Here is a 24,088-nt window from a genome sequence, read left to right as displayed (position 1 = left end):
TAAGAAGTTTTTTTCTTTTTTATTCAAACAATTGATAGAATTTAGTCAAAAATAAGCCGTAAATAGCTTAAATTTTACATATTTTGATATGTATTTATAAAAAAATTTATTGTAAAGTAGCTTTTGTAAGGATTGGAAAACCGATCATTGAAACCAGTGATATTCTAATGAAAAAGGGGGTGGGTATCCAAAAATTCAGATGTTCGCAAGCAATCATGTGAAATAGTGAGCAAACTTACAAAACGGAGTGATAAATAATGGCAGTAAATGAGCAGGCACACGATTCACAAACACATGATTCATCTGCACCGTCCGACATCAGATGGACTCCGCTTTTGTTGACGCTGATCGTCGGTGTTGTCATTTGGTTGATTGGGCCGCCGGCGGGTATCGAGCCAAAGGCATGGCATTTATTGGCGATATTCGTTGCGACAATTGTGGGATTTATCTGCAAACCGCTTCCGATGGGATCGCTGTCGGTCATCAGCATGACGCTTCTGATCATAACAGGGACGCTGACGACACAGGAGACGCTTGCCGGATTCAGCAATACGACGATTTGGCTGATTGTCGCCGCATTTTTTATTTCCCGGGGATTTATTAAAACAGGCCTTGGAACGCGGATTGCCTATTTATTTGTCAGGCTGTTCGGAAAGAAAACACTCGGCCTTTCGTATTCATTAATATTATGTGATTTCATTTTAGCTCCAGCTACACCGAGCAACACGGCCCGGGCAGGCGGAATTATTTTTCCGATCGTCCGCTCATTGGCTGAAGCTTTCGGTTCCCGCCCCGGCGACGGAACGGAAAGAAAAGTGGGTTCTTTTTTAACGCTGACCTGTTTCCAGGGAAACATGATTACATCCGCCATGTTTATGACGGCGATGGCAGCGAACCCTCTGGCCGTTTCTTTCGCAAAAGCGGCGGGGATCGAGATTACGTGGGGCGGCTGGCTTTTGGCTGCTTTGCTTCCGGGGATAATCAGCTTAATTGTCATTCCGCTGTTTATCTATAAAGTGTATGGACCGGAGATCAAGGAAACACCCGGAGCCAGACAGATGGCTATTGACAAATTAAAGGAACTGGGTCCTGTAAAACGCTCTGAAAAAAATATGATTTTCGTATTTTTTATCATTTTGTTATTGTGGATTTTCGGTGAGAAGATCGGAATTGATGCAACCGCAACGGCGTTGATCGGCCTTTCTCTACTGCTGGCCACCAACGTATTGAACTGGGAAGATATTAAAAATGAAAAGGCGGCATGGGACACATTGATTTGGTTTGCTGCGCTTGTGATGATGGCGACGCAGCTCAATACATTAGGGCTGATTCCCTGGGTCTCTCAGCAGATCAGCCAGTCTGTCAGCGGTATGTCCTGGTTGACGGCTTTGATCGTGCTGGGCGCCGGCTATTACTATGTTCATTATTTATTCGCCAGTTCAACGGCGCATGTCAGCGCGATGTACCCGGCATTTTTGGCTGTAGCGATTCATGCGGGTGCACCAGGCATGCTGGCGGCACTTCTTTTCGGCTTTTTCGGCAATTTATTTGGTTCAACAACGCATTATGGAGCAGGTCCGGCGCCGGTGCTGTTCGGTTCCGGCTATGTCTCCCAAGGAAAATGGTGGTCCATCGGCTTTTGCATTTCCGTTTTGCATATGATCATCTGGTTCGGGGCAGGCATGATCTGGTGGAAGCTGCTCGGTTTCTATTAAGATAAGCAAGGATTGGGGGACAACATGATGAATGGAATAAGTGAATGCGCCATGCTGACATATGATATCGTTGTTGTCGGCTCCGGCGGTGCGGGAATGAGGGCCGCACTCGCAGCCGGGGAAGGAAGCGGGCTGAGAGTCGCCGTCATCAGCAAAACATATCCGACACGCTCGCATACCGGAGCGGCCCAAGGCGGCATCAATGCGGTGCTTAAAAACCGGGATGCTAATGATACGACCGATTCGCATGCATATGACACGATAAAAGGCAGTGATTTTTTAGCGGATCAGGATGCGGTTCATTATTTTACTGAAGGGATGCCCGGCATGATTAAGGAGCTTGACTATATGGGAGTTCCGTTTTCCCGGGATGAAAACGGGAAAGTCGCCCAGCGTCCGTTTGGCGGAGCTTCTCATCCGCGCGCCTGCTATTCGGCTGATAAAACCGGCCATGTGATTTTGCATGCTTTATTTGAACAATGCTTAAAACATCAGGTCGAATTTTTATATGAATGGTTTTTGTTATCTGTTGTCACAGATGGAAACGAATGCGAAGGAGTCACGGCGATGAATATTCGGACAGGCGAGATTCATCCTGTTCAGGCGAAATGCGTCGTGATCGCAACGGGCGGATTCGGGCGCGTCTACTGGAACCGGACGACGAACGCATTCAATATGACGGGCGACGGAGCGGCCGCTTGTCTGGAAGCAGGCATTCCTTTGAAAGACCCCGAGTTTATCCAATACCATCCGACAGGCATGTCTAAAACGGGTGTATTATTGTCTGAAGCATGCCGAGGTGAAGGCGGCTATCTGATCAACAAAAACGGTGAACGCTTTATGGCCCGCTATGCACCGGAAAAAATGGAGCTCGGGCCGCGGGATCTTGTGGCTCGTTCAATCGAACAGGAAATTAAAGAGGGCCGCGGCTGGGGGGAGGGAATCAACGCATATGTATGCCTTGATCTTCGCCATTTGGGCAAGGAGAAGATATTGGAGCGGCTTCCTCAAGTCCGCCAATTGGCCATCGAATTTGAAGGCGTCGATATCATCGAAGAGCCGGTTCCGATTCGTCCAAGCTGCCATTATGTCATGGGGGGCATCCATGTCAAAGATTATAAAACGGCGATGACGCCTGTAAACGGCATATTTGCGGCCGGCGAGTGTGCATGTGTATCGATACACGGGGCAAATCGTCTAGGCGCCAATTCAGTCGCCGATGCCGTGTTTTATGGAAAAGTAGCCGGTGAAGGGGCAAGAGAACTGGCAAAAACACGAACTTTCGGCTCTGGCAAATGTCTGAGCGAAGATGCCGGGCGGTGGAGAGAAACTTTTGAAACGATGCGAAAAAAAGAAACAGGCACCGACTTAATCAACATTCGCCAGCGGATGGCGGAAACGATGTGGAACAATGTCGGAATTTTCCGTAATGAACAAGATATGCTCCAGGCCTTAAAGGATATTGATCAGCTTCTTCTTGAATACGAGGATGCCTGTTTTCACGATCCATCTGCACGCTATAACACCGCATTCATTCATTATGTGGAAGTCGGAAATTTACTCAAGCTGACCAAAGCGGTAACAATCGGAGCGCTGAACCGGAAAGAAAGCAGGGGCGCCCATACGCGCGAGGATTATCCTGACCGGGACGACCGCCGCTTCCTAAAGCATACGCTGGTGTATAAAAACGGAGATGAATACAGGCTTGAGTATGCTCCAGTGTCGATTACCAAGTATCAGCCGGAGGAGAGGAAATACTGATGAGGAATATTACGTATCGGATTAAACGGTTTGACGGAGAGCATATGTGGCATCAAACGTATACACTCCCTTATGAAAAAGGCAGCACCATTTTATCTGTGCTGATCAAGATCCGCGAGGAATATGATCCAACGTTAAATTTTACATCAGCCTGCCGGTCCGCGATTTGCGGAAGCTGTGCAATCCGCATCAACGGCCAGGCCTTCCTCGTTTGTAAAACGCCGTTAGATGACATACTCGATATGTTTAAGACGGATGAGCTTCTGTTTGAACCGCTTGGACATTTCGAAGTTGTCCGCGATCTCGTTGTCGACTGGGAGCCTAAATTTGAAAAAATGAAACGTGTGAAGCCCTGGCTCATTCCGAAAGAAGAAGGCTCAAAGGAAGAAGGATTTGTCCAGTCAGAACAGGATTTCCACCGGATCTCGTCTTCAGCCGACTGCATTTTATGCGGTGTCTGCGCATCTGAATGCTCACAGCTGGATATTCATGAAGATGGCTATCTTGACCCGTTTATTTTAAATCGGGCGTACCGTTTTGCAAAAGATACGCGTGACGCCGACTCAAAAGGACGGATTCGCGCAGCACTGGACCACAGTTTGTGGAAATGCGTGCACTGCCACGAATGCGTCACGAAATGTCCAAAAGACATCAACCTTGCCGGTGAAATCGCCGAGCTGCGGCAAATGACGATGAAAATGGGCGAAACGAAAAACCTCGGCGCCCGCCATGCGTATGCTTTTCATGATGACGTCAAGCGCAAAGGCCGCTTAAACGAAACGATGCTTCCCGTCAAAACGGAAGGCGTGCTGAATACGGTGAAAAAACGTGTGCCATTTGCGATGCGCATGGTTCTGAAAGGAAAGATGAATCCCCTTCATATGCCAAAAGAAGTCGAAGGGATCGAGGACGTCAGGAAAATCTATGAATATGTCAAGGCGGGTGACAAATCATGAGATATGCTTTTTTTCCGGGCTGTACGCTGGAGTCTGCTGCAGAGGAGCTGATGATTGCGACCAAAAAAGTAGCCGCTGCCCTCGAAATCGAACTGGTTGAAATCAGCGGCTGGACGTGCTGCGGGGCAAGCCACATCCAAGACATCGATGAATTGTTATCGACATCGATCAACGCGCGCAATATCGCGTTAGGCGAAAAAGTCGCCGATAAAATTTTAACGGTATGCAACACATGTACATTAATGCTTCGGACAGCCAAGCAGCGGATTGATGAAGATGAAGAAATGAAAGAAAACGTGCAAAAAGGACTTAGAGAGGCAAACCTTGAATATAGCGGGAGCGCGGAGGTGACGCACCTGCTGTGGACGCTGATCCAGGATTACGGATTGGAAAATTTGAAGAAAAAAGTCAAGCGTCCGCTAACAGGCTTGAAGGTGGCGAATTTTTACGGATGCCACATCATTCGCCCTCCTAAAATCATGGGGTTTGAAAATCCGGCCAATCCAAGGTCAATGGAGATGGTCATGGAGGCCTTAGGAGCGGAAAGCGTCGATTTTGACAGGCGTTTGTCATGCTGCGGCTTTCATGCGGTATTCCCCGCTGAACGCGAAGTCTTGAAAATGACGGAAAACAACTGTCTGTCTTCTAAAGATGCCGGAGCGCATGTAATGGTGACGCCGTGTCCGCTGTGTCATATGCAGCTTGATATGTATCAGCCTGACGCCCAAAAACGCGCCGCCCGCAAGATTGAAACGCCTATCCTTCATCTGCCGCAAGTCATCGGCTTGGCATTGGGCTTCAGCCCGGAAGAATTGGCGATTAACCGGCATATCATTGATGCGCTTCCGATTTTGCAGGAGCAGCTCGCATAAGAAGGAATGGGGATGGAAGAATTTGATGGCATATATGAGAAAAAAGCAAAGCTTGTCGGTTTAAAGGGCGGCGACAAGCTGTGTTTGATTAATTTTTGCGATGACTGGATACACGATCATTATGAAGAAAGCTATATATATTACGGCAGGATGTATTCGCCGTTTGAAAGCTTTCATCCAAATGCCGTTCATATTAGCGGCTATTTTAGAGATGATGATTCAAATGCGTGGATCAAAGTAGAAAATGGCATTGCAAGACTGGCAAAAGAAAAATATGACGGCTGGTGGGATTCACTCGAAGCTTTGCTGAAACAAGAGCTGAATCCGTAAAGCGAATATATGAAATCTCCTTTCGATCAGCTTGCAGGGAGATTTCTTTTTTGTTCATAACTTCGGATGTTCGCGAATACCTTTCAAATAGAAAGGAGAGAGCGTATGCTGAAGGTTGCCGTATTTGATGAAGAACACGAAAAAGATCTGCAGCACGAAATCAACGAGTTTTTAAAAAAGCTGTCCGAAGACCAGCTGGTCGACATAAAATACAACGTCTCCGCCGCATGCGATCCCCAGGGCGAACAGCTTTACTGTTTTTCAGCGTTGATATTATACAGAAAATAAGCAAACAACTCTTCTTAATAAACAAAGAGCCGACTCGCAGAAAAAACATCGTTTTATTCCACAAGCCGCGCTTTACCGGTTGTTGTTGATTCAGATGAATAGATCCAACATCATCGTAAAGACAAGCCCTGATACAGCTACAATGGTGGAAAGCACCGTATACGTTCCGAACGCTTCCTTCAGTGTCAGGCCGAGTGATTCTTTTACCATCCAGAAGCCTGCGTCATTGACATGGGAAGCGATGGCGCTTCCTGCTCCTGTGGCCAGTGCGACAAGCTCGAGATTCACATCGGGCATGGAGGCAAGTGATGGGATGACAAGGCCCGCTGTCGTCAGGGTGGCGACAGTTCCAGAACCCAGGCAGATACGCAGGATTGCTGCGACCATCCAGGCGAAGAATACCGGTGACATGGATGTTCCGGAAAAGATGGATGCCACATAGTCTCCCACTCCGCCATCGATGAGCACCTGTTTCAAGGCACCGCCGCCGCCAATAATCAGAAGCAGCATTCCAAGTGCATTGATCGCGGAACCGCAGGAATCCATCAGCTTTTGAATAGGCACGTTTCTTCTGATTCCCATCGTGTACATCGCGACTAAAAGCGAGATGACCATTGCGGTTGATGAGTTGCCTATAAAGCGAATGATTGCAATCAACAGACTGTCTTTAAAGTGCAGTTCTGCCTGCAAAATATCTACGGCGGCACCGGCCGCCATAAGGATAACCGGGAATAATGCGGTAAAGACGCTGACACCGAAGCCGGGCATTTCTTCTTCCTTGAATGTTTTCCTGGCGCCGAAAGATTCGCTGCCTTCCCGCGTCCAGGCAGAAGGCACGATTCGTTTTGCGAGCTTCGGATACAGAATCCCTGACAGGATAACCGTCGGAATGGCTACGATGATACCATAAACAAGGACAAGACCAATGTTCGCTCCGTACTCCGCAGCCACTGCTGTCGGACCTGGGTGGGGCGGAAGGAAGGCATGCGTCGCGAGTGCCGCCGCAACCATCGGCAGTCCAAGATGGACGATGGAGACCCTCAGCTCCTTTGCGATCGAGAAGATGATGGGAATCAATAAGACAATGGTTACTTCAAGGAATAGCGCAATTCCTACAATGAACGTTGCGAATAAGACGGCCCATTGGATGCGCTTTTCTCCGAAACGGTCAATCAGCGTGGTCGCAATGCGGTTTGCACCGCCGGCGTCAGCAATGAGACGGCCCAGCATCGCACCCATTCCGAAGATGAGCGCGATATGGCCCAGCGTTCCGCCTAAACCGCTTTCAATGGAACCTACCACTTTTGATAGCGGCATGCCAAGCAGCAATGCCACGATAAAAGAGACAATGATCAAGGAAACGAATGTATTGAGCTTGAATCTCATAATAAAAAGAAGTAATAAAAGCACACCAAAAGCGATGATGAGTAATGGCATAAGTTTCTCCTCCCGAAGTCTATTTTCTTGTAAGCGGTTTCATTATTGTTTTCTAGAAAGGAAGGATGCTGGACCCTTCCTTTTAGATGTATTATTTACAGGCTATTTGGCGAGAAGTTCGGTGCATACTGTGCGGCAACCTTGATGCATTCTTCCATACTGGTGCTTTCTGCGATGTTCTTGCCTGCAATATCGAAGGCGGTGCCGTGATCGACTGACGTGCGCAAGAACGGGAGACCGTTCGTGATCGAAATGGTACGGTGGAAGTCTGTCATTTTCGCAGCGATATGTCCTTGGTCATGGTACAAGGATAGCACTGCATCATACTTGCCATTTAGCGCCTGAAAGAAGACCGAATCGGCCGGCACCGGGCCTGCAGCATTTATTCCATCCTTCACGGCGAGTGCAATGCCAGGCTTAATTTGATCAATTTCCTCCCGGCCAAACAAGCCGCCTTCTCCGCTATGCGGGTTCAAGCCTGCCACCGCGAATCTGCCGTTTTGAACCCCGAGCCGCTGCAATGCCCGGTGACAACGAATCAAGTAATCATGGACTCTTTCTTTTGTGATCTGGCCGATGGCATCCCGCAAAGACAGGTGGCGGGTGAGGAAGAAGATCCGCATGCCGTTCACCTCGAACATCGTAAGCGGATCGTCTGAACCGGCCAGATCCTCCAGCATTTCGGTATGACCGATATATGGGACTTCAGCTGCTTTCAAGGATTCCTTATTGATTGGCGTCGTCGCCAGGGCTTTGACTTCTCCGGCCATGGCAAGCTCCACGGATTTTTTAATGTATTCGAATGCGCCCTGGCCGCCTTGTGCCGAAACTTGTCCGTATTCAAGCTTATCGATATCGATATTCGCCAGATTGATCACATCGACGGTACCGAATTTATATTTTCCTTCTGCTGGCGCTGTAATTTCGTTCACTTGCAGATCCGCTTCCACGATCTTGATCGCTTTTTTGATGACTCCGGTATCACCGATCACCAGCGGCTTACACACATCATAGATTTCTTTCTTCGCTAAAGATTTCATCGTGATTTCAGGCCCGATACCAGCCGGGTCTCCCATTGGAATTGCAATAATTGATCTTTCTGCCATGATATATTCCTCCTTAAAATGTCGCTTCCAGATATTTCACGCTTGTGTAGATCGCTTTCACATCACCTGCTGTACCGCCTTTGGTGACAATCGGAATACCGTCCAGGTACCCCCCGATAAACTTCCCATAGGCGACCAACGGCAGGATTTCATCAATCAGCCGGATGCCTTCTACTCTGCAGACCGAGCTGAGGGAAGCGGTTACATCCCCGCCGCTGGTAAAGCAGCCTCCAATTTCAAAGCGGCTGTTCTGTATCACAACTCTGGCAATCTTGCCAAGACCGTCCGCGATGCGCTTTGCCAATGCATCCTGGCTTACATGCTGCTTTGCCGCCAGTGTTTTCAAATCCAGGATTTCCGATCCCAGAGCATCAGTCGTGATCAGGAGAATATCCTGCTTCTCTAACTCTTCGATCGCTTTTTTGATGACGCGTTCTACTTCTGTATCCCAGGCTCCGTCCATAGTCGCAAGCTTTTTGCAATCGACATAGATGGGGTGGAGATTCGTCTTATCGATCAAATATTGCAGCTGCTTGGAGCTGTTCGATGTGACGCTGCCGACTGTGACGATGATTTTTTTATCCTTCATCCGCTTTCTGCTGAATGCCTGAGCGAAAGCGGCAGTAAGCGGACCGGGATCAGCCGGAATCATTTGATACATGTCCAGCTCTGCCATTGCACCGGCAACAGCATCAATGTCCTCATTTGAGATGGCATCAGGAACAATGATTCGTGCACCTTCCTGTATCTTCTTCCGCATTTCTGCCTTGATCGCTTCCTTGCCGGCGAGGATGGTCTGTAATCCGATGCTTTCAACCTGATGATCGCTCTGCTTCTGTACAAGCTTTGGGATATGTGATTCTGTCACAGGCTTAACCGGATCCTTTCCGACATCGGAAAGCTGTACCGGTATTCCGTGGACAAGGAGATAGCCGCCTGACACGATACGGCCGGAGTCTGGATAAGCCGGAACCACGACTGCGATGGACCGATCACCCCATTCATTAAGAAAAGCATCCAGTTCTATCCCGATATTGCCCCGTACCGTACTGTCAATGCGTTTACAGACAATATCCGTTCCCCACTTTTTCAGGTTCGCCGCCGCTGTCTTCACCCTGCGGTGTGCGACTTCTGCTTTCGCATAGCGGCTATCGGTATCAATGATCACCCCATTGATCTCTTCCGATGATGGCAAGTGGTCGTAAAAAACCATTGTTGCCACGTTATAACCAAGCTTCGTCAGTTTGACGCCTGTACCATTGCCTCCAGTAAGATCATCTGCGACGACGCCAATTTTCATGGAGATTCCTCCTCTGCTGTCATGACATCTAAAAGCTCCTGCAATTCATAAGGATGATAATCGACGATGCCGGAATCTGAGATGATACCGGATAATTCCTTCAAGTCGCACACCTTTACGAGCGATTTTTGATCCAGCTTGCTGGAATCGGCGACAAGCCAGGTTGCCTGAGCGGACTGGATCATCAGTTTTTTAATAGATGCTTTTTCGAATGTCGGAACAGTGACCCCGACATGCAGATGCACGGCGTGCGCTCCGAGAAAGCACAAGTCGACATGCAGATTGCGCAATGTCTGTTCTGTCAGCGGGCCAAAAAGTGCGCCAATATTGTTCTGCACCTCCCCGCCTGTGAGAATCAGCTTGACCTCGCTGTCCATCAGCTCCGCTGCGATCTTGATGTCATTGGTTACGACCGTCAAATTGCTTTTGGACTTCAGCAGCTTTGCAATCTCGAGTGTAGTCGTTCCAGAATCAAGGAGAATAGTATAATTCTCTTTTACGAGTTCTGCCGCTTTTTCGGCGATGCGCTTTTTCTCAGCTGCATATTTTCCTTCCTTTGTCTGAAAGGAAGATTCCATCACAAGCGGCTTGTTGAGAACTGCACCGCCAAGCGTGCGGATGATCTGCTCCTTCTCCTCCAGGTAGGTCAAATCTCGCCGAATTGTCATAGCGGAAACATTCAATTCGGCCGCCAATGCTTCGATGTCTATTTTTTTGTGCTTTTTCAATTGTTCCAAAATCACATCTCTGCGTTCGTTAGGTTGCATTTTTATCACCTTTTGTTAATTATGAACATCCTATATGGTTAGCATAGTCATTATTTTGTGAAAAGTCAACAATTTATTGTGAAAAAATATCATATTCCTGGTGATTAATGTTGAAAATGAACAGAATATCGTTGATTCTCCGCTTTCTTTTCCTGTTTGACTATTTCATGTTCATTCATCACATAAAGGGGAAAAGTCCAATGGGGATTAATGCGCACTGAAGTAAAGGAATGCCGTCCGTATATCAACCGGCCATTATAAACGGTGCTCAAAACAATGCCATAGCTTATTCACAGTGGGGCGTCTTACACGCTTAATGATCTCGAAGCAGGGGGGAGGTGCGCCGCTATTCATATAGGAAAGCATAAAAAAGCCGGCTGCTGCCGGCTACATGAAAGGATACTGCTGATTTGCTGTTTATGCCTTTTTCACCCGGGGGCTTCTAGGCTTTTGATATGCATCGGTTTTTTTAAGCTCACGCCGCTCTTTTGAGAGCGATTTGTACAGAGAGACGATCATGAAAATTATGACGATCGAAAATGGCAGCGCGGCAAGGATGGCGGTGTTTTGCAAAGCGGTCAATCCGCCTGAATACAAGAGAGCCGCGGCCATCGCCGACTGAATGATCCCCCAAGAGACTTTCACCGAATTGGCCGGATTCAGAGAACCGTATGTCGTCTGCATTCCGAGCACAAATGTCGCCGAATCGGCAGATGTGATAAAGAACACCGCGATCAGAATCAAGGCAACAATCGATGTAATCATCTGCAAAGGATAATGATTCAGCGTTCCAAACAGCATGGTTTCAGTAGACAGTTTGGCCACATTGAAAATATCATTTTGCTGCAGATTCATGGCTGAAACGCCAAAGATGGAGAACCACAGAAACGCTAGGAGGGACGGCGCAAACAATACGGCGCCGAGGAATTCCCGGATTGTCCGGCCCCTTGACACGCGGGCGATGAAAATTCCGACAAACGGAGACCAGGAAATCCACCATGCCCAGTAAAAAATCGTCCATGAGTTGATCCACTGCCGGCCTTCTTCATTAATTGGCGATAGCCTGAAGCTCATCTGCACCAAATTTGAAAAATAGGTTCCGATAGTATCTGTGAACGAATTCATGATCAGCACCGTCGGGCCGGCAAACAGCATAAAGAGCATGAGAATACCGGCAAGCCCCATGTTAATGTTGCTTAAATATTTAATTCCCTTGCTGATGCCGCTCCAGGCCGATGCCAGGAAGAGAACCGTCACAATGGCGATGATGATCAGCTGAACCTGAAAATTATTTGGAATGTTGAATAAATAGTTCAGCCCGCCGTTGATTTGCGTTGCACCGATTCCAAGGCTTGTCGCAACACCCACTACAGTCGCAAATACTGCGATGCAGTCAATCAACTTGCCGAGAGGTCCTTTGACCCTGTCCCCAAAGACAGGGTACAACGTAGCGCTGATAAGGCCTGGCGCATCCTTTCTAAACTTAAAATAGGCGATGCAAAGCGCAACGATCGCATATATTGCCCAGGCATGCAAACCCCAGTGAAAAAAGGTAAACCGGAGAGAGTCTCTAAAGGCCTGAGCGGTTTCTGTTTCACCTGATGGAGAGCTAATCGCGAAATGGCTGATGGGTTCAGCTGCACCGTAGAATACGAGGCCGATCCCCATTCCAGCGCTGAACAGCATGGCAAACCATGATAAAAGAGAAAATTCCGGTTTTTCATCCGGCTTTCCTAATTTAATTTTTCCGATCGGACTAAACATCAGGAAAATTCCAAAAGCGACAAAAAGGGACACCACTAATAAATAATACCAGCCAAACGTGTTGGTTAAATACTCCTGTATCGAACTTGACAGCGCCTGAAGATTGTCGGGAGCTATGATTCCCCATAAGACTGCTGCGGCTGTGATGACGATTACAATCCAAAAAACACTTGAAATATTCTTCAAAATCATCCTCACCCTCTATTCATTTTTCATCTTGCTCCTGTCCTACAATTTAGTATGAGTTACACTGTGAAAATTCATTCTCGCAGATAACGTTTAGTCCGGTTGTCGCATTACCCACAATCAGGTGAAACAAAACGATTCTACCGTAACATATTTTTAAAAAAAGAGACAAGTCACAAAACTTGTCCAAAGTTGCTGCTATGCTTGATGGTTAAGGGGTCGACACGTTTTTAATTTTTTCTGACGGAAACCGAAAATTCCCCTGCATTGAGGCCGGCAAGCCGCCCGGTGACAAGGGCGGAGGTGATGTTGTATCCGCCGGTGTACCCGTGGATATCAAGGATTTCCCCGCAAAAATATAAACCTTCCTTCTTTTTGGACGCCATTTTTTTCGGATCGATTTCTTTTACGGAAACGCCGCCTCCGGTCACAAAGGCTTTTTCAAGCGAAAGCGTTCCATTCACTCTGACCGTAAACTCTTTGCAGTCTTTTACAAAAGCTCTTAAGCGGTCTTTGGAAAGGGTGGAAAAGGTCTCAGCGGGATCAATCATGCTTCGCTCGAACAGAAACAGCAAATACCTTTCCTGCATCCATGGTTTGAGCACATTTTTGACCGATTTTTTCGGAGCTTCTTTCAGCTCTCTTTGCATCCGCTGAAAAAGCTGTTCTTCGTGAATGTCGGGAAATAAATCAATCTTCAGCCTTACATCTTCCTGCTTTTTCAATTCTTTCACGACAAATTGGCTGCATCTGAGCACTGCCGGGCCGGAAAGGCCGAAATGTGTAAAAATCATATCCATCTGATGAGTGATGACGGGTTTTCCTCTTTTGTTCAGGACGCTGAGCGCCACATTTCTCAATGATAAGCCCTGCAAAGTTTTTTGCTTGATAAACGGCTCGGCCGAGGTGACGGGAACCTCTGTCGGGAAAAGCTCGGTGATGGTATGTCCCGCTTTTTCCGCCCATTCATAGCCGTCTCCCGTTGATCCAGTGTGCGGGACGCTTTTTCCGCCGACCGCCACAACGACCGCTCCGCACAATATCTTTTCGCCGTTGTTTGTTACAATGCCGTACGCCTTTTGGTCATCGTATAAAACAGATATCACTTTTTCGTTCGTGCTGATGGCGACATGCAGCTGTTCAAGTCTTCCCAAAAGTGCGTCCACGACGCTTTGCGCTTTATCGGAAACGGGAAACATCCGCCCGTGGTCCTCTTCTTTCAGCTTGACGCCGAGGCGTTCAAAAAACTCAATGATATCTTCATTGTTAAACTCGGAAAACGCGCTGTATAAAAAACGGCCGTTTCCGGGAATATGCCTGATGATTTCCTCAATTGGAAGGCGGTTGGTGACATTGCAGCGCCCCCCTCCTGAGATGGCCAGCTTCCGGCCAAGCTTGTTTCCTTTGTCGATCAGCAAAACATTTGCGCCCCGTTCACCGGCCGCAATGGCGGCCATCAGCCCGGACGGTCCTCCGCCGATGACGATTACATCAAAATGCTTCATTTAAAAATCCTCAACTTTCCTGCAGTCTAAAGCCTGTGCGTAAGATGTTCGCAGATGCTGTCACAGAATGTGGCTTTGGATCATCTGCGCTTTATTTTATATTATAACGAAAGAACGGCATCTTTAGAAAAACTTTCAAAAGATCTAATTTAGCCAAGTTATTATTACCTAGGTGAAGCACCTGTGTGGTAAAATGGAAAAGTTGAATCTATTGAAGAAAAATGGTGATTAGGAACATGTCAAGCAAACTGTTAAGAGGCACGTTTATATTAACGCTTGGTACCTACATTTCAAGGATCCTCGGAATGATTTATTTAATTCCGTTCGGAGCCATGGTCGGTGCCACCGGAGGTGCCCTGTTCCAGTACGGTTATAATCAATATACGATTTTTTTGAGCATTGCCACGATGGGTTTTCCGGCGGCCGTGTCCAAGTTTGTTTCAAAGTATAATTCCATCGGTGATTATGAGACAACGAGAAAGATGCTGCGCGCCGGAATGTCGATGATGCTTGTTACGGGAATCATTGCGTTCTCACTTCTATATTGCACTGCACCGTTTTTTGCGAAGACGGCCCTCGGCGGTGCAGAAAACAATGGACTGACGATTGAGCATGTCGTATACGTCATCCGCATGGTCAGCCTGGCCCTGTTGGTTGTGCCGGTATTAGCCCTTGTGAGGGGATTTTTCCAAGGCCACCAAATGATGGGGCCGACAGCCGTTTCCCAGGTTGTTGAACAACTTGCCAGAATCGTTTTTCTCCTCACGGCGACATATTTGGTCATGAAGGTATTGAACGGCGGACTTGTGGTCGCCGTCGGCTATGCGACTTTTGCGGCATTGATCGGCGCGTTTGCAGGGCTTTTCACTCTCTATTTTTCCTGGCAGAAAAGGAAAGGTGATCTGCTGGCGCTGAAGCCGAACCTTGTCCCGCCGTCAAATATTACGTATAAGCAAATGTTTAAGGAACTGTTCAGCTATGCGGCTCCATATGTGTTTGTCGGGCTGGCGATTCCGCTTTTTCAGTATATTGATACGAATACGTTCAATAAAGCGATGATTGAAGCCGGCTTTCAAGACATCAGCCAGGACTTGCTGGCGATCGTGACGCTGTATGTTCCCAAGCTTGTCATGATACCTGTTTCTCTTGCGACGGCTTTTGGTCTGACATTGATTCCGGTGATTACGGAAAACTTCACCAGCCGGAATTTTGCCGCTTTAAATAAACAGATTGATCAGGCGATGCAGATTATCCTGTTTATCGTGCTTCCCGTTTCAGTCGGGATGTCGCTTCTTGCAGGGCCGTTCTACACGTTCTTTTACGGCTCGGAAAGCCTGCGCCCTGAAATGGGACAAGACATTTTATTCTGGTATTCTCCAGTAGCGCTTTTATTTTCATTGTTCACGGTCAACGCCGCAATTTTGCAAGGGATTAACAAGCAAAAATTTGCGGTTGTCAGCCTTTTACTTGGGATTATCATCAAAATCGTGCTGAACGTGCCGCTGATCAAGCTGCTTCAGGGAGAAGGGTCGATTTTGGCCACGGCTCTCGGATATTCGGCATCTATATTGTATGGCTTCATTATGATCAGACGCCATGCCGGCTATTCTTATAAAAAACTGTTGAAAAGGTTTTTGCTGATGGTGATTTTGACAGCGGTAATGGGAATCGTCACATTGATTGTCAAAGCCATTTTCGGCATCTTTATTTCATATGAGGGAAGACAAATTCTGTCCGCCTTGATTATCGTCATGACATCAGCGATCAGCGGCTTTGTCTACCTGTATATGGCTTACCGCTTGAAACTGCTTGAAAAAATATTCGGACAGCGGTTGAGCCGCTTCTTCAAAAGAAAGGCCTCATAAGCGGGCTTTTCTTTTTATTTAGAAAAAGGAGGATTGCACGATGAGATTGGATAAGCTGCTTGCCCATAGCGGCTATGGGTCGAGAAAAGACGTCAAAAAAATGCTGAAAAACGGTGCGGTTCGCGTGGGGGGCAGGATTGCCAAGGACGCGAAGGAACAGATTGATCCGGCGGCTGATGAGGTAACCGTATTCGGCGAGCCTGTCATCTATCGGGAATTCATTTATTTGATGATGAACAAGCCGCAGGGGGTGCTGTCGGCTACAGAGGACAGCCGCCAGGAGACGATCATCGATTTGCTTGATCCGGAATATTTGCGCTTTGAGCCGTTTCCTGTCGGACGGCTTGATAAAGATACGGAAGGCCTGCTTCTTTTAACAAATGACGGTCAGCTTGCCCACCAGCTTTTATCGCCCAAAAAGCATGTTCCTAAAACGTATGAGGTGCATGTTGAAAAGCCGGTCACAAAGGCTGCCGCCGATCAGCTCGAAAGCGGCGTCGATATTGGAGAGGGGTATGTGACAAAACCCGCAAAAGCGGTGATCCTCGAAAATGAAAGCGGCAGGCACAAGCTGCTTTTGACGATTACGGAAGGAAAATTCCATCAGGTCAAACGGATGCTGAAGGCCGTCGGCAATGAAGTGGTCTATTTAAAACGGCTGAAAATGGGGGATGTGGCGCTTGATGCAGAACTTGCGGCAGGGGGGTACAGAGAACTGACCGAATCTGAGCTTGCGGCATTAAAAAATAAAAAACACTCAGATTGATCTGAGTGTCTGGGGAAGAACCGGCGGCTGCCGGTTCTTTATTCAGCAGTTTCAAAGACCGCAAAGTTGCCGGTTATGTGATATATATGATCGTTTGTTAATATTCTATTTTTCGGAACATTTTCTATGAAGAAATTCTCACTTTTTTTCTTGTTGTTTCCCATTTACCTCTGCTTGGGCTGCGAACTAAATCGTTGTATGCCAACACATTCAGATCACGCTGGATTGTTCTAGGTGTAGTGCCAAATTCATCAACCAGTTCCTGGGTTGTAACGAGTCCCTTTTCTTGAATAAACATGTAGACTGATTTGATCCTGGTTAGCATTCGGTTTGTTGAAGGTTTCAAACAACCACTCCCTATCATATGATCGAATGGACTTGACTACCACAACTTACGTCTCCAAAATGCAGCATGGACGATGAACAAACAATTCTTAAAATGATCAATAAATATTATACACGATGTGTTCGAGAAATATCCAGAAAAAAACCCGGACCAAATTTATGAAAAAATGAAACCCCTTTGATGAACCGTTTTAAAAAAGAGGCTCAGGCTGTCATCTAAGCCTCTTTTTCTACTTAATGCCCCTCTAAAAAAACATATGGATGAAAAACAGGATCGCGAATATCAGGACAAGCGGATGGATTTCCCGCCATTTTCTTTTCGCGGCTTTCACGATCGGATATGCAATAAATCCGAGCGAGATTCCTGTTGCAATGCTGGATGTTAAAGGCATTGCAAGGATGACGAGAAAAGCCGGAAACGCCTCATCAAGCTCTTTCCAGCGGATGTTTGAGACAGATCCGATCATCATGCTCCCTACTATGATCAAGGCGGGAGATGTAATCGCTGAAATGCCCGAAACCGCCCCCACAAGCGGACTGAAAAACAATGCGGCTCCAAAGAGCACGGCGACTGTCAAAGAAGTCAGTCCGGTTCTTCCTCCGGCGGCAACTCCGGCGGAGGACTCGATATAGGCGGTTGTCGGGCTTGTCCCGAACATTGCGCCGATCGTAGTCGCCGTTGAATCGGCAAGAAGCGCCTTTCTCGCATTTGGGAGCTTGTTGTTTTTCATAAGCCCCGCTTGTTCGGCAACTCCGATCATCGTACCGGTTGTATCAAAAATCGTAACCAGCAGGAAAGAAAAGACGACCGAGTAAAGCCCGTAATGGATGACATCCCCAAAGGCTGTCAAAGGATTGGTGATGATCAGCTTTTCAGGCAGGTGAGGCATTGACATCACGCCATGCTCAAAGCTGAGCTGACCGGTGAAAAATGCGATCAGACCAGTGAAAAGCATCCCGAAAAAGAGGGCGCCGTTCACGTTCATGACCATGAGAACGACGGAAAAAGCCAGCCCGATTAATGTTAAGATCACTTCCGGCGAACGGAGGTTGCCGAGGCCGACCAAATTGGCTTCATTAGCCGTAATGATTCCGGCTCCCCTTAAACCGACAAATGCGATAAACAATCCGATTCCGGCGGTAATGCCGTACTTCAAATTGGCCGGAATGGCTTCGATCAGTTGTTTTCTAAGCGGTGTTAAGGATAAGATAATAAAGAGAATTCCAGCCGTAAAGACAGCGCTGAAAGCCGTATGATACGATACCGCGCCATTTGACGAACCGACGACGGAAACCGCAAAATATGCATTAAGCCCCATCCCCGGTGCAATCGCGATCGGGAAATTGGCTGACAGCGCCATCCAGAGCGTTCCGATGACGGCGGCGATGATCGTGGCCGTGAACACTTGATCAAAAGGAACGCCGGTGCCTGAAAGAATGCTCGGATTGACGACGACGATGTAAACCATCGTAAAGAAAGTCGTCATTCCCGCAAGAATTTCTTTTTTGACTGTTGTTTGGTTTTCTTTTATGTTAAACATAATTCCTCCAATAACGAACATTGCAGCGAAACAATATCTATAATATTCGTTATCAGTCGGTTTTGCAAGTGTTTTTAGCGAATCTAACAAAAGAAAGGGTGGAAATATGAACTGGGAACAAGAGGTAGCGAAGAGAAAGGACGAAATTGTTCGGGATATACAAGACTTCTTAACAATCAACAGCGTTCTCGATGAGGAGACCGCCGGGCCTGATAAGCCGTTTGGCGAAGGGATTCACAAATGTTTGACGGCTTTGCTGAAAAAAGGAGAGGCCAACGGTTTCACTGTCAAAAATCTCGACGGCTATGCAGGCCATATTGAATGGGGGAAAGGCGACGAGATCATCGGTGTTCTCTGCCATATTGACGTCGTCCCGCCCGGAGACGGCTGGACCAGCGACCCGTTTGCTGCCGACATTAGAGACGGCCGGATATATGCCCGGGGCGCGCTCGATGATAAAGGACCGACGATGGCCGCATTTCACGCTCTGAAAATTGTGAAAGAGCTGTATCTGCCATTGTCAAAACGGATCAGGCTGATCATTGGAACTGATGAAGAAAGCGATTGGCGGTGTGTGGAGCATTATTTTAAACATGAAGAAATGCCTTCGGCTGGATTTGCGCCTGATGCCGATTTTCCGATCATTTATGCAGAAAAGGGACTGATTGACGCCGCTTTACAAATTGAATGCCCGCATGATGGAAAGGATGCGGAAATGGTTTTGGAAACCCTTCACGCGGGGCGGCGCCTCAATATGGTTCCCGACGATGCAGAAGCGGTTCTTTCCGGAGCAGTCACAGCCGATTTTGAATCATCCTTTGCCGACTTTGTGAAAGGCAAACGGGCGGAGGGCAGGATCACCAAGAACGGAGATAAGTGGAGCGTCAAAGTATTCGGGAAATCGGCCCATGCGATGGAGCCTGACAACGGCATCAATGCCGGGCTTGTCCTGACACAGTTTTTACATACACAAGCGCTTGATGCAGCTGGCCTTCACTTTGTCAAAGCGGTAACAGATGCGTTTAGCGGTGATACAAGAGGGAAAAAGCTTGGAATCGCCTGCAGCGACGAGATCAGCGGCGATCTGACCTTAAATGTCGGCCGCATCGCTTATGTGAGAGATAAAGAGAGTGCTGTCGGCATCAATATCCGCTATCCCGTAACAGAAAAGAGCGGCCGGATCAAAGATGCGCTTGAACGCGCGCACGGCGTAAAGCTTGTAAGCTTTAAAGACAGCAAGCCCCATCATGTGCCAAAAGACCATGAGCTGATTCAGACGCTTCAGCGTGTATATGAGGAACAGACTGGGGAAAAAGCAGAGCTGATTTCAATCGGTGGAGCGACCTATGCGAGATCTCTGCAAGCGGGAGTGGCGTTTGGTCCGCTCTTTCCGGGACGTCCAGACATCGCTCATCAAAAAGATGAATATATGGAGATTGACGACCTTTTGCGGGCGGCATCCCTTTACGCGCAAGCTATTTATGAACTGGCGAAGTAATAACAGGTGATGGGATAAGGGAGAAATTTGAAGTTTTCCTTTACAGTTGGCTGCTGGATGCAGGTGAATGCTGTATTATTCAAATGAACAGTTGACATGTGAAGCGCTCACGTCTTGTTAAAAGCGGTACACCGTAGATGGCCTAAAAAAACCACTTGATTTCAATCATGGAAATCAAGTGGTTTTTCTTTAAAATTGAAATAAGTCGCTGGATAAATAGCGTTCTCCAGTATCCGCGGTCATACAGACGACGATTTGATCTGCCGGCAGTTTTTTTGCGGTTTCAATGGCGGCGAAGCAGGCCGCTCCGGAAGAAGGGCCGACGAGAATGCCTTCCTCCCGCGCCAATCTGCGGGCCATCTCGTACGCTTCCTCATCTTTAATTTTCAAGATTTCATCATAGACATCTTCATTTAAAATATTCGGAATGAAGCCCGGGCTTGTCCCGACGAGTTTATGTTTTCCAGGCTTCCCGCCTGACAAGACGGGCGATCCGGCCGGTTCTGCCACATGGACGGTTATTCCCGGAAACAGCTCCTTCAGCTTTTCACCCGTGCCGGTAATCGTTCCGCCTGTTCCTGCCGTTGCGACAAATGCGGCAAGCGGTTTTCCGATTTCTTCTATTGCCCGGGCAATTTCCAAGGCGGTTGTTTTTCGATGGGCATCCGGATTGGCTTCATTGTCAAACTGCATCGGAATGAAGCTTCCGGGAATTTGTTCTGCGAGTTCCCGCGCTTTTTTGATGCTTCCCGGCATTCTTTCGTCTCCGGGTGTAAGAACGACTTCTGCTCCGTATGCCTTTAAAAGGTTGATCCGTTCTTTCGTCATCGTATCAGGCATAACAAGAATCGCCCTGTAGCCTCTTGCGGCCGCATTCATGGCGAGTCCGATTCCGGTATTACCGCTTGTCGGTTCGATGATTGTCGCCCCTGGTATAAGGAGGCCTTTTTCTTCCGCGTCTATAATCATTTGGTATGCCGCCCGGTCTTTGACACTGCCGCTCGGATTGAAAAATTCAAGCTTAACGTAGACTTGCGCCGCATTCTCCGGCTGAACCCGGTTCAATTTGACAAGGGGTGTATCCCCGATTAATTCGGCTATATTTTGAACCGCTCTCACATTTGTGCACCCTTTCTGACAAAACATGTTCTTTCAATATCGTATCATAAGCCCCGGAAAAGTGAAAAATAGAGAGGTTATAAGCCCTTGATTTTTGTTAAAATGTAAAGAAGATAAATGGAAGGAAGTCATACATATGTCTGTAAAACCGCATTATTTCATTGGAATTCCTTTTCCGGCTGAGCTTGCAGAGCCGCTTTATCATTCAATCAGCAGCCGTCCGGATTTTTCTTTTCATAAATGGGTCCATCCTTTGGATTACCACTTCACGCTTGTCTTTCTCGGATCAGCTGATCAGGATCAGCTGTCGTTTCTTGAGGACAAGCTCGGTCTGATCGCTTCTGACACATCTTGTTTTGAACTTCACCTGAGACAAACAGGGACGTTCGGCAAACCGTCTGAGCCGAGAATCCTCTATGTTGAACCGGAGCATTCCGCAGCTCTTTTTCAAGTACGGGAGCAGGTGAAACAGGCTGCGGCCGGGGCGGGCTTTAAGATTGAAAAACGGCCGTTTCACCCCCATATGACAGTCGCCAGAAAATGGAGCGGAGCCGTTTCTTTTCATGGACGCTTAGACCCGCTTGAGGACGATGTTTCCTTCACAGCGAGCCGGCTTACCATTTTTCAGACGCATGTAGACCAGATTCCAAAATACGAACATAAAGCTGTCTTTCCTTTCGGCGGATAGCATGAAGCAGCAGAAATGTAAGATTCGGAGATGAAAAACGATGGCACAAATTATTAAAATACAGGATTGCATCTCAAGATATGAGCAAGACCCTTATCACTACACCAATCAATTCATCCGTTTAAAAAAACAGCGCTGGCAGACGCTGGAGGATATTTCGAAAGCAAAACAAGCGGGCCGTTTTCCGGCAGTCGAAGAAGCCGCTATAGAGGAGCCTGGCGGCGGGAGAAAGAAAAAATTTTCATTAAAAAGAAAAAAAGAAGTATCCGATATTAATAGTGGAAAAGAAGCCGATGATCAATGGTTTAACGGTTTGGAAGCTGAAACGGACAGACATTTTATGGCGAGAATACCCGCAGATAAAAAAGAGCTTGCTTCATTTTTTAAAGAATATCTCTATCAATTCCAATTAAAATGGGCAAGCTCGACGATTTCGGACATCTCCAGCCTTTCCCGGGAAATAAATAATGATAAAATTCTGCAAATTTTGGCGCAGCAGCTTCCAGATTCCTATTTTCTGATGTACAGGCCTGTCTTACAAGTGAATCAGGCGGATGTCGAATTAAGCATCATCATTTTCACGCCGCTTGAAATTTATTGCGCGGCTTTTCTCGAAGGAGACAAGGAAAGCACCTATCTCGGTTCCAAGCACCGTTTTTGGAAGGAAAAAACCGTAAGAGGAAGGGAAACATCTGTTTTAAATCCGTTGACAGAACTATTCAGAACCGGTTCGGTCCTTTCCGGACTATTAAAGGGGTCAGGTGTTGAACTGCCCGTGCGCAAAGCCATCATCAGCAGGACGTCGTATATCGATTATCCAGAACCTCCGTATGGAATCGAAATATATGACCGCAGACAATGGAGCGAATGGCTGGCGAGACAGCAAAAAAACACCGCCCCGATTAAAAGCAGACAGCTGAAAGCGGCCAGCCTTTTGTTATCTTACGGTGTATCGAACGCAAAACGCAGAAAAGAATGGCTTGATTAACCGTCAGATCGTTATCCCGGCTTTTTCATACTATAAAATGGAGAAATGAATCATGAGTGAATGGTATATCATCATTAATCCGAAAGCAGGAAGATCGTCGGCTCTCAGAGTATGGAAGTCATTGCAAAAAGAACTGCAAAAAACAAATATTTCGTACCGGTCGTTCATGACTCAGCACCCGGGGCATGCCGAAGTGTTGGCAAGGCAGATATCGACGATCCAGGATGACAGGCTGAAGCGCCTGCTGATCATTGGCGGAGACGGCACAATCCATGAAGTCCTAAACGGGTTGATCAGCCTCCAGGACATTCAGCTCAGCGTCATTCCGGCAGGTTCTGCAAATGATTTTAAAAGGGGCTTCTCCATTAAAAAATCAGATGTCGTTAAGGGGCTCAAAAAAGCCGGGAAATCTCTGACCCGGACGTACGCGCTCGGCAGCTTTCAACCAAAAGACAGTGGAAGTGAGCTTTATTTTGCCAACCATCTCAGCATCGGGTTTGACGCCTGCATCGCGAAAAAAATATCAGAGCTGCCGAAATGGACGGGCATTCTTAAGCTGAATCATCTCATCCAGCCGTTTTTGTTTTTGGCCGTCGCTTTTACATTCAAACCGTTTGTCCTTTCATATGAAACCGAAGGAGAAAAGCATACGTTTAAAAAAATTTGGTTTGCGTCCGTTTCAAATCACCCATACTATGGCGGAGGCATGAAAATCGCCCCACACGCAAATCCCCGCGAGGAGCTGTTAGACGTGACGATCATTGAAGACCGCCCGATGCTGAAAAAGGCGGCGCTTTTATTTGCGATGTCTTTCGGCAAACATCTTGGAGCAGACGGGGTCACTTCGTTTAAAACGAAAGATATTTACCTTCATACAAATGAACGCGTTCTTTTCCAGGCCGACGGGGAAGTCATTGGTTCAACGCCTGTTTTTGTCAAGACGGGAGAGGAACATCTCCGTTTAAAAGCATAAAGGAGAGACGGTGATCCGGTCCTGAAGAACAGCTGGGACGAGAAAAAACGGTTGTTCACCGGCCGGCTCCTATAGCCTTTGATTCCCGGGCAATCCCGTTTTAGAGTAAAATGAACGGATGACTAAACGGTTCAGACAAAATGGGTTGCCCTGTTCATTTTCCTTTCGAAAGGTTTTTTTACAGCAGATTTGAGACATGAGCGTTATCGGCTAAAATGCCATAAGTGCGTATCATCTGTACGAGCCGAAGGGATTTTCTAGTTTTGCTTGACGAAGTTTGGCGTCTAGCGCTAAAATTTAAAAAGACGGCTATTGTTT

Annotated in this window: 21 protein-coding genes; 12 read left to right on the top strand and 9 right to left on the bottom strand. The window is 47.4% G+C overall.

Annotated elements, in window-relative coordinates:
- Positions 1-257: 257 nt before the first annotated feature.
- The 6 genes from R5H20_RS17710 to R5H20_RS17685 all read left to right on the top strand — a co-directional run bounded on the left by R5H20_RS17710 (position 258) and on the right by R5H20_RS17685 (position 5,922).
- Positions 258-1,715, top strand: coding sequence for an anion permease (locus R5H20_RS17710; RefSeq protein WP_006636127.1), 1,458 nt, complete (start codon positions 258-260; stop codon positions 1,713-1,715).
- 24 nt (positions 1,716-1,739) lie between these two features.
- A complete protein-coding gene (locus R5H20_RS17705; RefSeq protein ID WP_254726421.1) occupies positions 1,740-3,476 on the top strand; it encodes an FAD-binding protein in 1,737 nt (578 codons plus the stop codon).
- The gene (locus R5H20_RS17700; RefSeq protein WP_006636129.1) at positions 3,476-4,432 is read left to right on the top strand and encodes a succinate dehydrogenase/fumarate reductase iron-sulfur subunit; all 957 of its coding nucleotides are present in this window, start codon (positions 3,476-3,478) and stop codon (positions 4,430-4,432) included. The genes R5H20_RS17705 and R5H20_RS17700 overlap by 1 nt, the downstream gene beginning before the upstream one ends.
- The gene (locus R5H20_RS17695; RefSeq protein ID WP_006636130.1) at positions 4,429-5,304 is read left to right on the top strand and encodes a CoB--CoM heterodisulfide reductase iron-sulfur subunit B family protein; all 876 of its coding nucleotides are present in this window, start codon (positions 4,429-4,431) and stop codon (positions 5,302-5,304) included. The genes R5H20_RS17700 and R5H20_RS17695 overlap by 4 nt, the downstream gene beginning before the upstream one ends.
- A gap of 12 nt (positions 5,305-5,316) precedes the next feature.
- A complete protein-coding gene (locus R5H20_RS17690; protein ID WP_006636131.1) occupies positions 5,317-5,634 on the top strand; it encodes a hypothetical protein in 318 nt (105 codons plus the stop codon).
- Between the two features lie 105 nt (positions 5,635-5,739).
- Positions 5,740-5,922: a sporulation protein Cse60 gene (locus R5H20_RS17685; RefSeq protein ID WP_006636132.1), complete on the top strand. Its 183-nt coding sequence runs from the start codon at positions 5,740-5,742 to the stop codon at positions 5,920-5,922.
- Positions 5,923-6,012: 90 nt separating this feature from the next.
- Here R5H20_RS17685 and R5H20_RS17680 read toward each other — a convergent pair whose 3' ends face one another.
- The 6 genes from R5H20_RS17680 to R5H20_RS17655 form a co-directional block, all read right to left on the bottom strand.
- Entirely contained in the window at positions 6,013-7,359 is a 1,347-nt protein-coding gene (locus R5H20_RS17680) for a gluconate:H+ symporter (RefSeq protein WP_006636133.1), read from the bottom strand.
- A gap of 95 nt (positions 7,360-7,454) precedes the next feature.
- A complete protein-coding gene (gene pdxA, locus R5H20_RS17675) occupies positions 7,455-8,465 on the bottom strand; it encodes a 4-hydroxythreonine-4-phosphate dehydrogenase PdxA (RefSeq protein WP_006636134.1) in 1,011 nt (336 codons plus the stop codon).
- Positions 8,466-8,478: 13 nt separating this feature from the next.
- Positions 8,479-9,765 (bottom strand): four-carbon acid sugar kinase family protein, encoded by a 1,287-nt coding sequence (locus tag R5H20_RS17670; protein ID WP_006636135.1) that lies wholly within the window; start codon positions 9,763-9,765, stop codon positions 8,479-8,481.
- Entirely contained in the window at positions 9,762-10,532 is a 771-nt protein-coding gene (locus R5H20_RS17665) for a DeoR/GlpR family DNA-binding transcription regulator (protein WP_006636136.1), read from the bottom strand. The genes R5H20_RS17670 and R5H20_RS17665 overlap by 4 nt, the downstream gene beginning before the upstream one ends.
- A 417-nt stretch (positions 10,533-10,949) precedes the next feature.
- On the bottom strand, positions 10,950-12,485 hold the full coding sequence (locus R5H20_RS17660; RefSeq protein WP_029419188.1) for a glycine betaine transporter OpuD: 1,536 nt from the start codon (positions 12,483-12,485) through the stop codon (positions 10,950-10,952).
- A gap of 227 nt (positions 12,486-12,712) precedes the next feature.
- Positions 12,713-13,987, bottom strand: a complete 1,275-nt coding sequence (locus R5H20_RS17655) for a BaiN/RdsA family NAD(P)/FAD-dependent oxidoreductase (protein WP_006636138.1) — start codon at positions 13,985-13,987, stop codon at positions 12,713-12,715.
- Between the two features lie 236 nt (positions 13,988-14,223).
- On the opposite strand from R5H20_RS17655, the gene R5H20_RS17650 reads away from it, so the two are divergent.
- Together R5H20_RS17650 and R5H20_RS17645 are read left to right on the top strand one after the other, a co-directional pair.
- A complete protein-coding gene (locus R5H20_RS17650; protein ID WP_006636139.1) occupies positions 14,224-15,852 on the top strand; it encodes a putative polysaccharide biosynthesis protein in 1,629 nt (542 codons plus the stop codon).
- 40 nt (positions 15,853-15,892) lie between these two features.
- Positions 15,893-16,618 carry a pseudouridine synthase gene (locus tag R5H20_RS17645; protein WP_006636140.1) on the top strand — a complete coding sequence of 242 codons (726 nt, stop codon included), beginning with the start codon at positions 15,893-15,895 and terminating at the stop codon, positions 16,616-16,618.
- 124 nt (positions 16,619-16,742) lie between these two features.
- On the opposite strand, the gene R5H20_RS17640 is transcribed toward R5H20_RS17645, so the two are convergent.
- Both R5H20_RS17640 and R5H20_RS17635 read right to left on the bottom strand, forming a co-directional pair.
- On the bottom strand, positions 16,743-16,964 hold the full coding sequence (locus R5H20_RS17640) for a DeoR family transcriptional regulator (protein ID WP_006636141.1): 222 nt from the start codon (positions 16,962-16,964) through the stop codon (positions 16,743-16,745).
- A gap of 244 nt (positions 16,965-17,208) precedes the next feature.
- Positions 17,209-18,504: an NCS2 family permease gene (locus R5H20_RS17635; protein WP_006636142.1), complete on the bottom strand. Its 1,296-nt coding sequence runs from the start codon at positions 18,502-18,504 to the stop codon at positions 17,209-17,211.
- Between the two features lie 106 nt (positions 18,505-18,610).
- Here R5H20_RS17635 and pepV point away from each other — a divergent pair, with 106 nt between their 5' ends.
- The gene (pepV, locus tag R5H20_RS17630; protein WP_006636144.1) at positions 18,611-20,002 is read left to right on the top strand and encodes a dipeptidase PepV; all 1,392 of its coding nucleotides are present in this window, start codon (positions 18,611-18,613) and stop codon (positions 20,000-20,002) included.
- 189 nt (positions 20,003-20,191) lie between these two features.
- Here the strand turns inward: pepV and cysK are convergent, their stop codons facing one another.
- Positions 20,192-21,148 (bottom strand): cysteine synthase A, encoded by a 957-nt coding sequence (gene cysK, locus R5H20_RS17625; RefSeq protein ID WP_087962482.1) that lies wholly within the window; start codon positions 21,146-21,148, stop codon positions 20,192-20,194.
- A gap of 109 nt (positions 21,149-21,257) precedes the next feature.
- Here cysK and thpR point away from each other — a divergent pair, with 109 nt between their 5' ends.
- From thpR to R5H20_RS17610, 3 genes are read left to right on the top strand one after another with little or no spacing between them, the layout of a single operon-like run.
- On the top strand, positions 21,258-21,809 hold the full coding sequence (gene thpR, locus R5H20_RS17620; protein WP_006636147.1) for an RNA 2',3'-cyclic phosphodiesterase: 552 nt from the start codon (positions 21,258-21,260) through the stop codon (positions 21,807-21,809).
- A gap of 40 nt (positions 21,810-21,849) precedes the next feature.
- On the top strand, positions 21,850-22,797 hold the full coding sequence (locus R5H20_RS17615; protein ID WP_006636148.1) for a hypothetical protein: 948 nt from the start codon (positions 21,850-21,852) through the stop codon (positions 22,795-22,797).
- 52 nt (positions 22,798-22,849) lie between these two features.
- Positions 22,850-23,770, top strand: coding sequence for a YegS/Rv2252/BmrU family lipid kinase (locus R5H20_RS17610; RefSeq protein ID WP_006636149.1), 921 nt, complete (start codon positions 22,850-22,852; stop codon positions 23,768-23,770).
- Positions 23,771-24,088 lie beyond the last annotated feature (318 nt).

It is taken from the genome of Bacillus sp. KICET-3, assembly GCF_033261025.1.
GTDB classification, from domain to species: domain Bacteria; phylum Bacillota; class Bacilli; order Bacillales; family Bacillaceae; genus Bacillus; species Bacillus sonorensis.
Note: the sequence above shows the minus strand (reverse complement) of the source record. Positions and strands in the feature narration are given on the sequence as shown.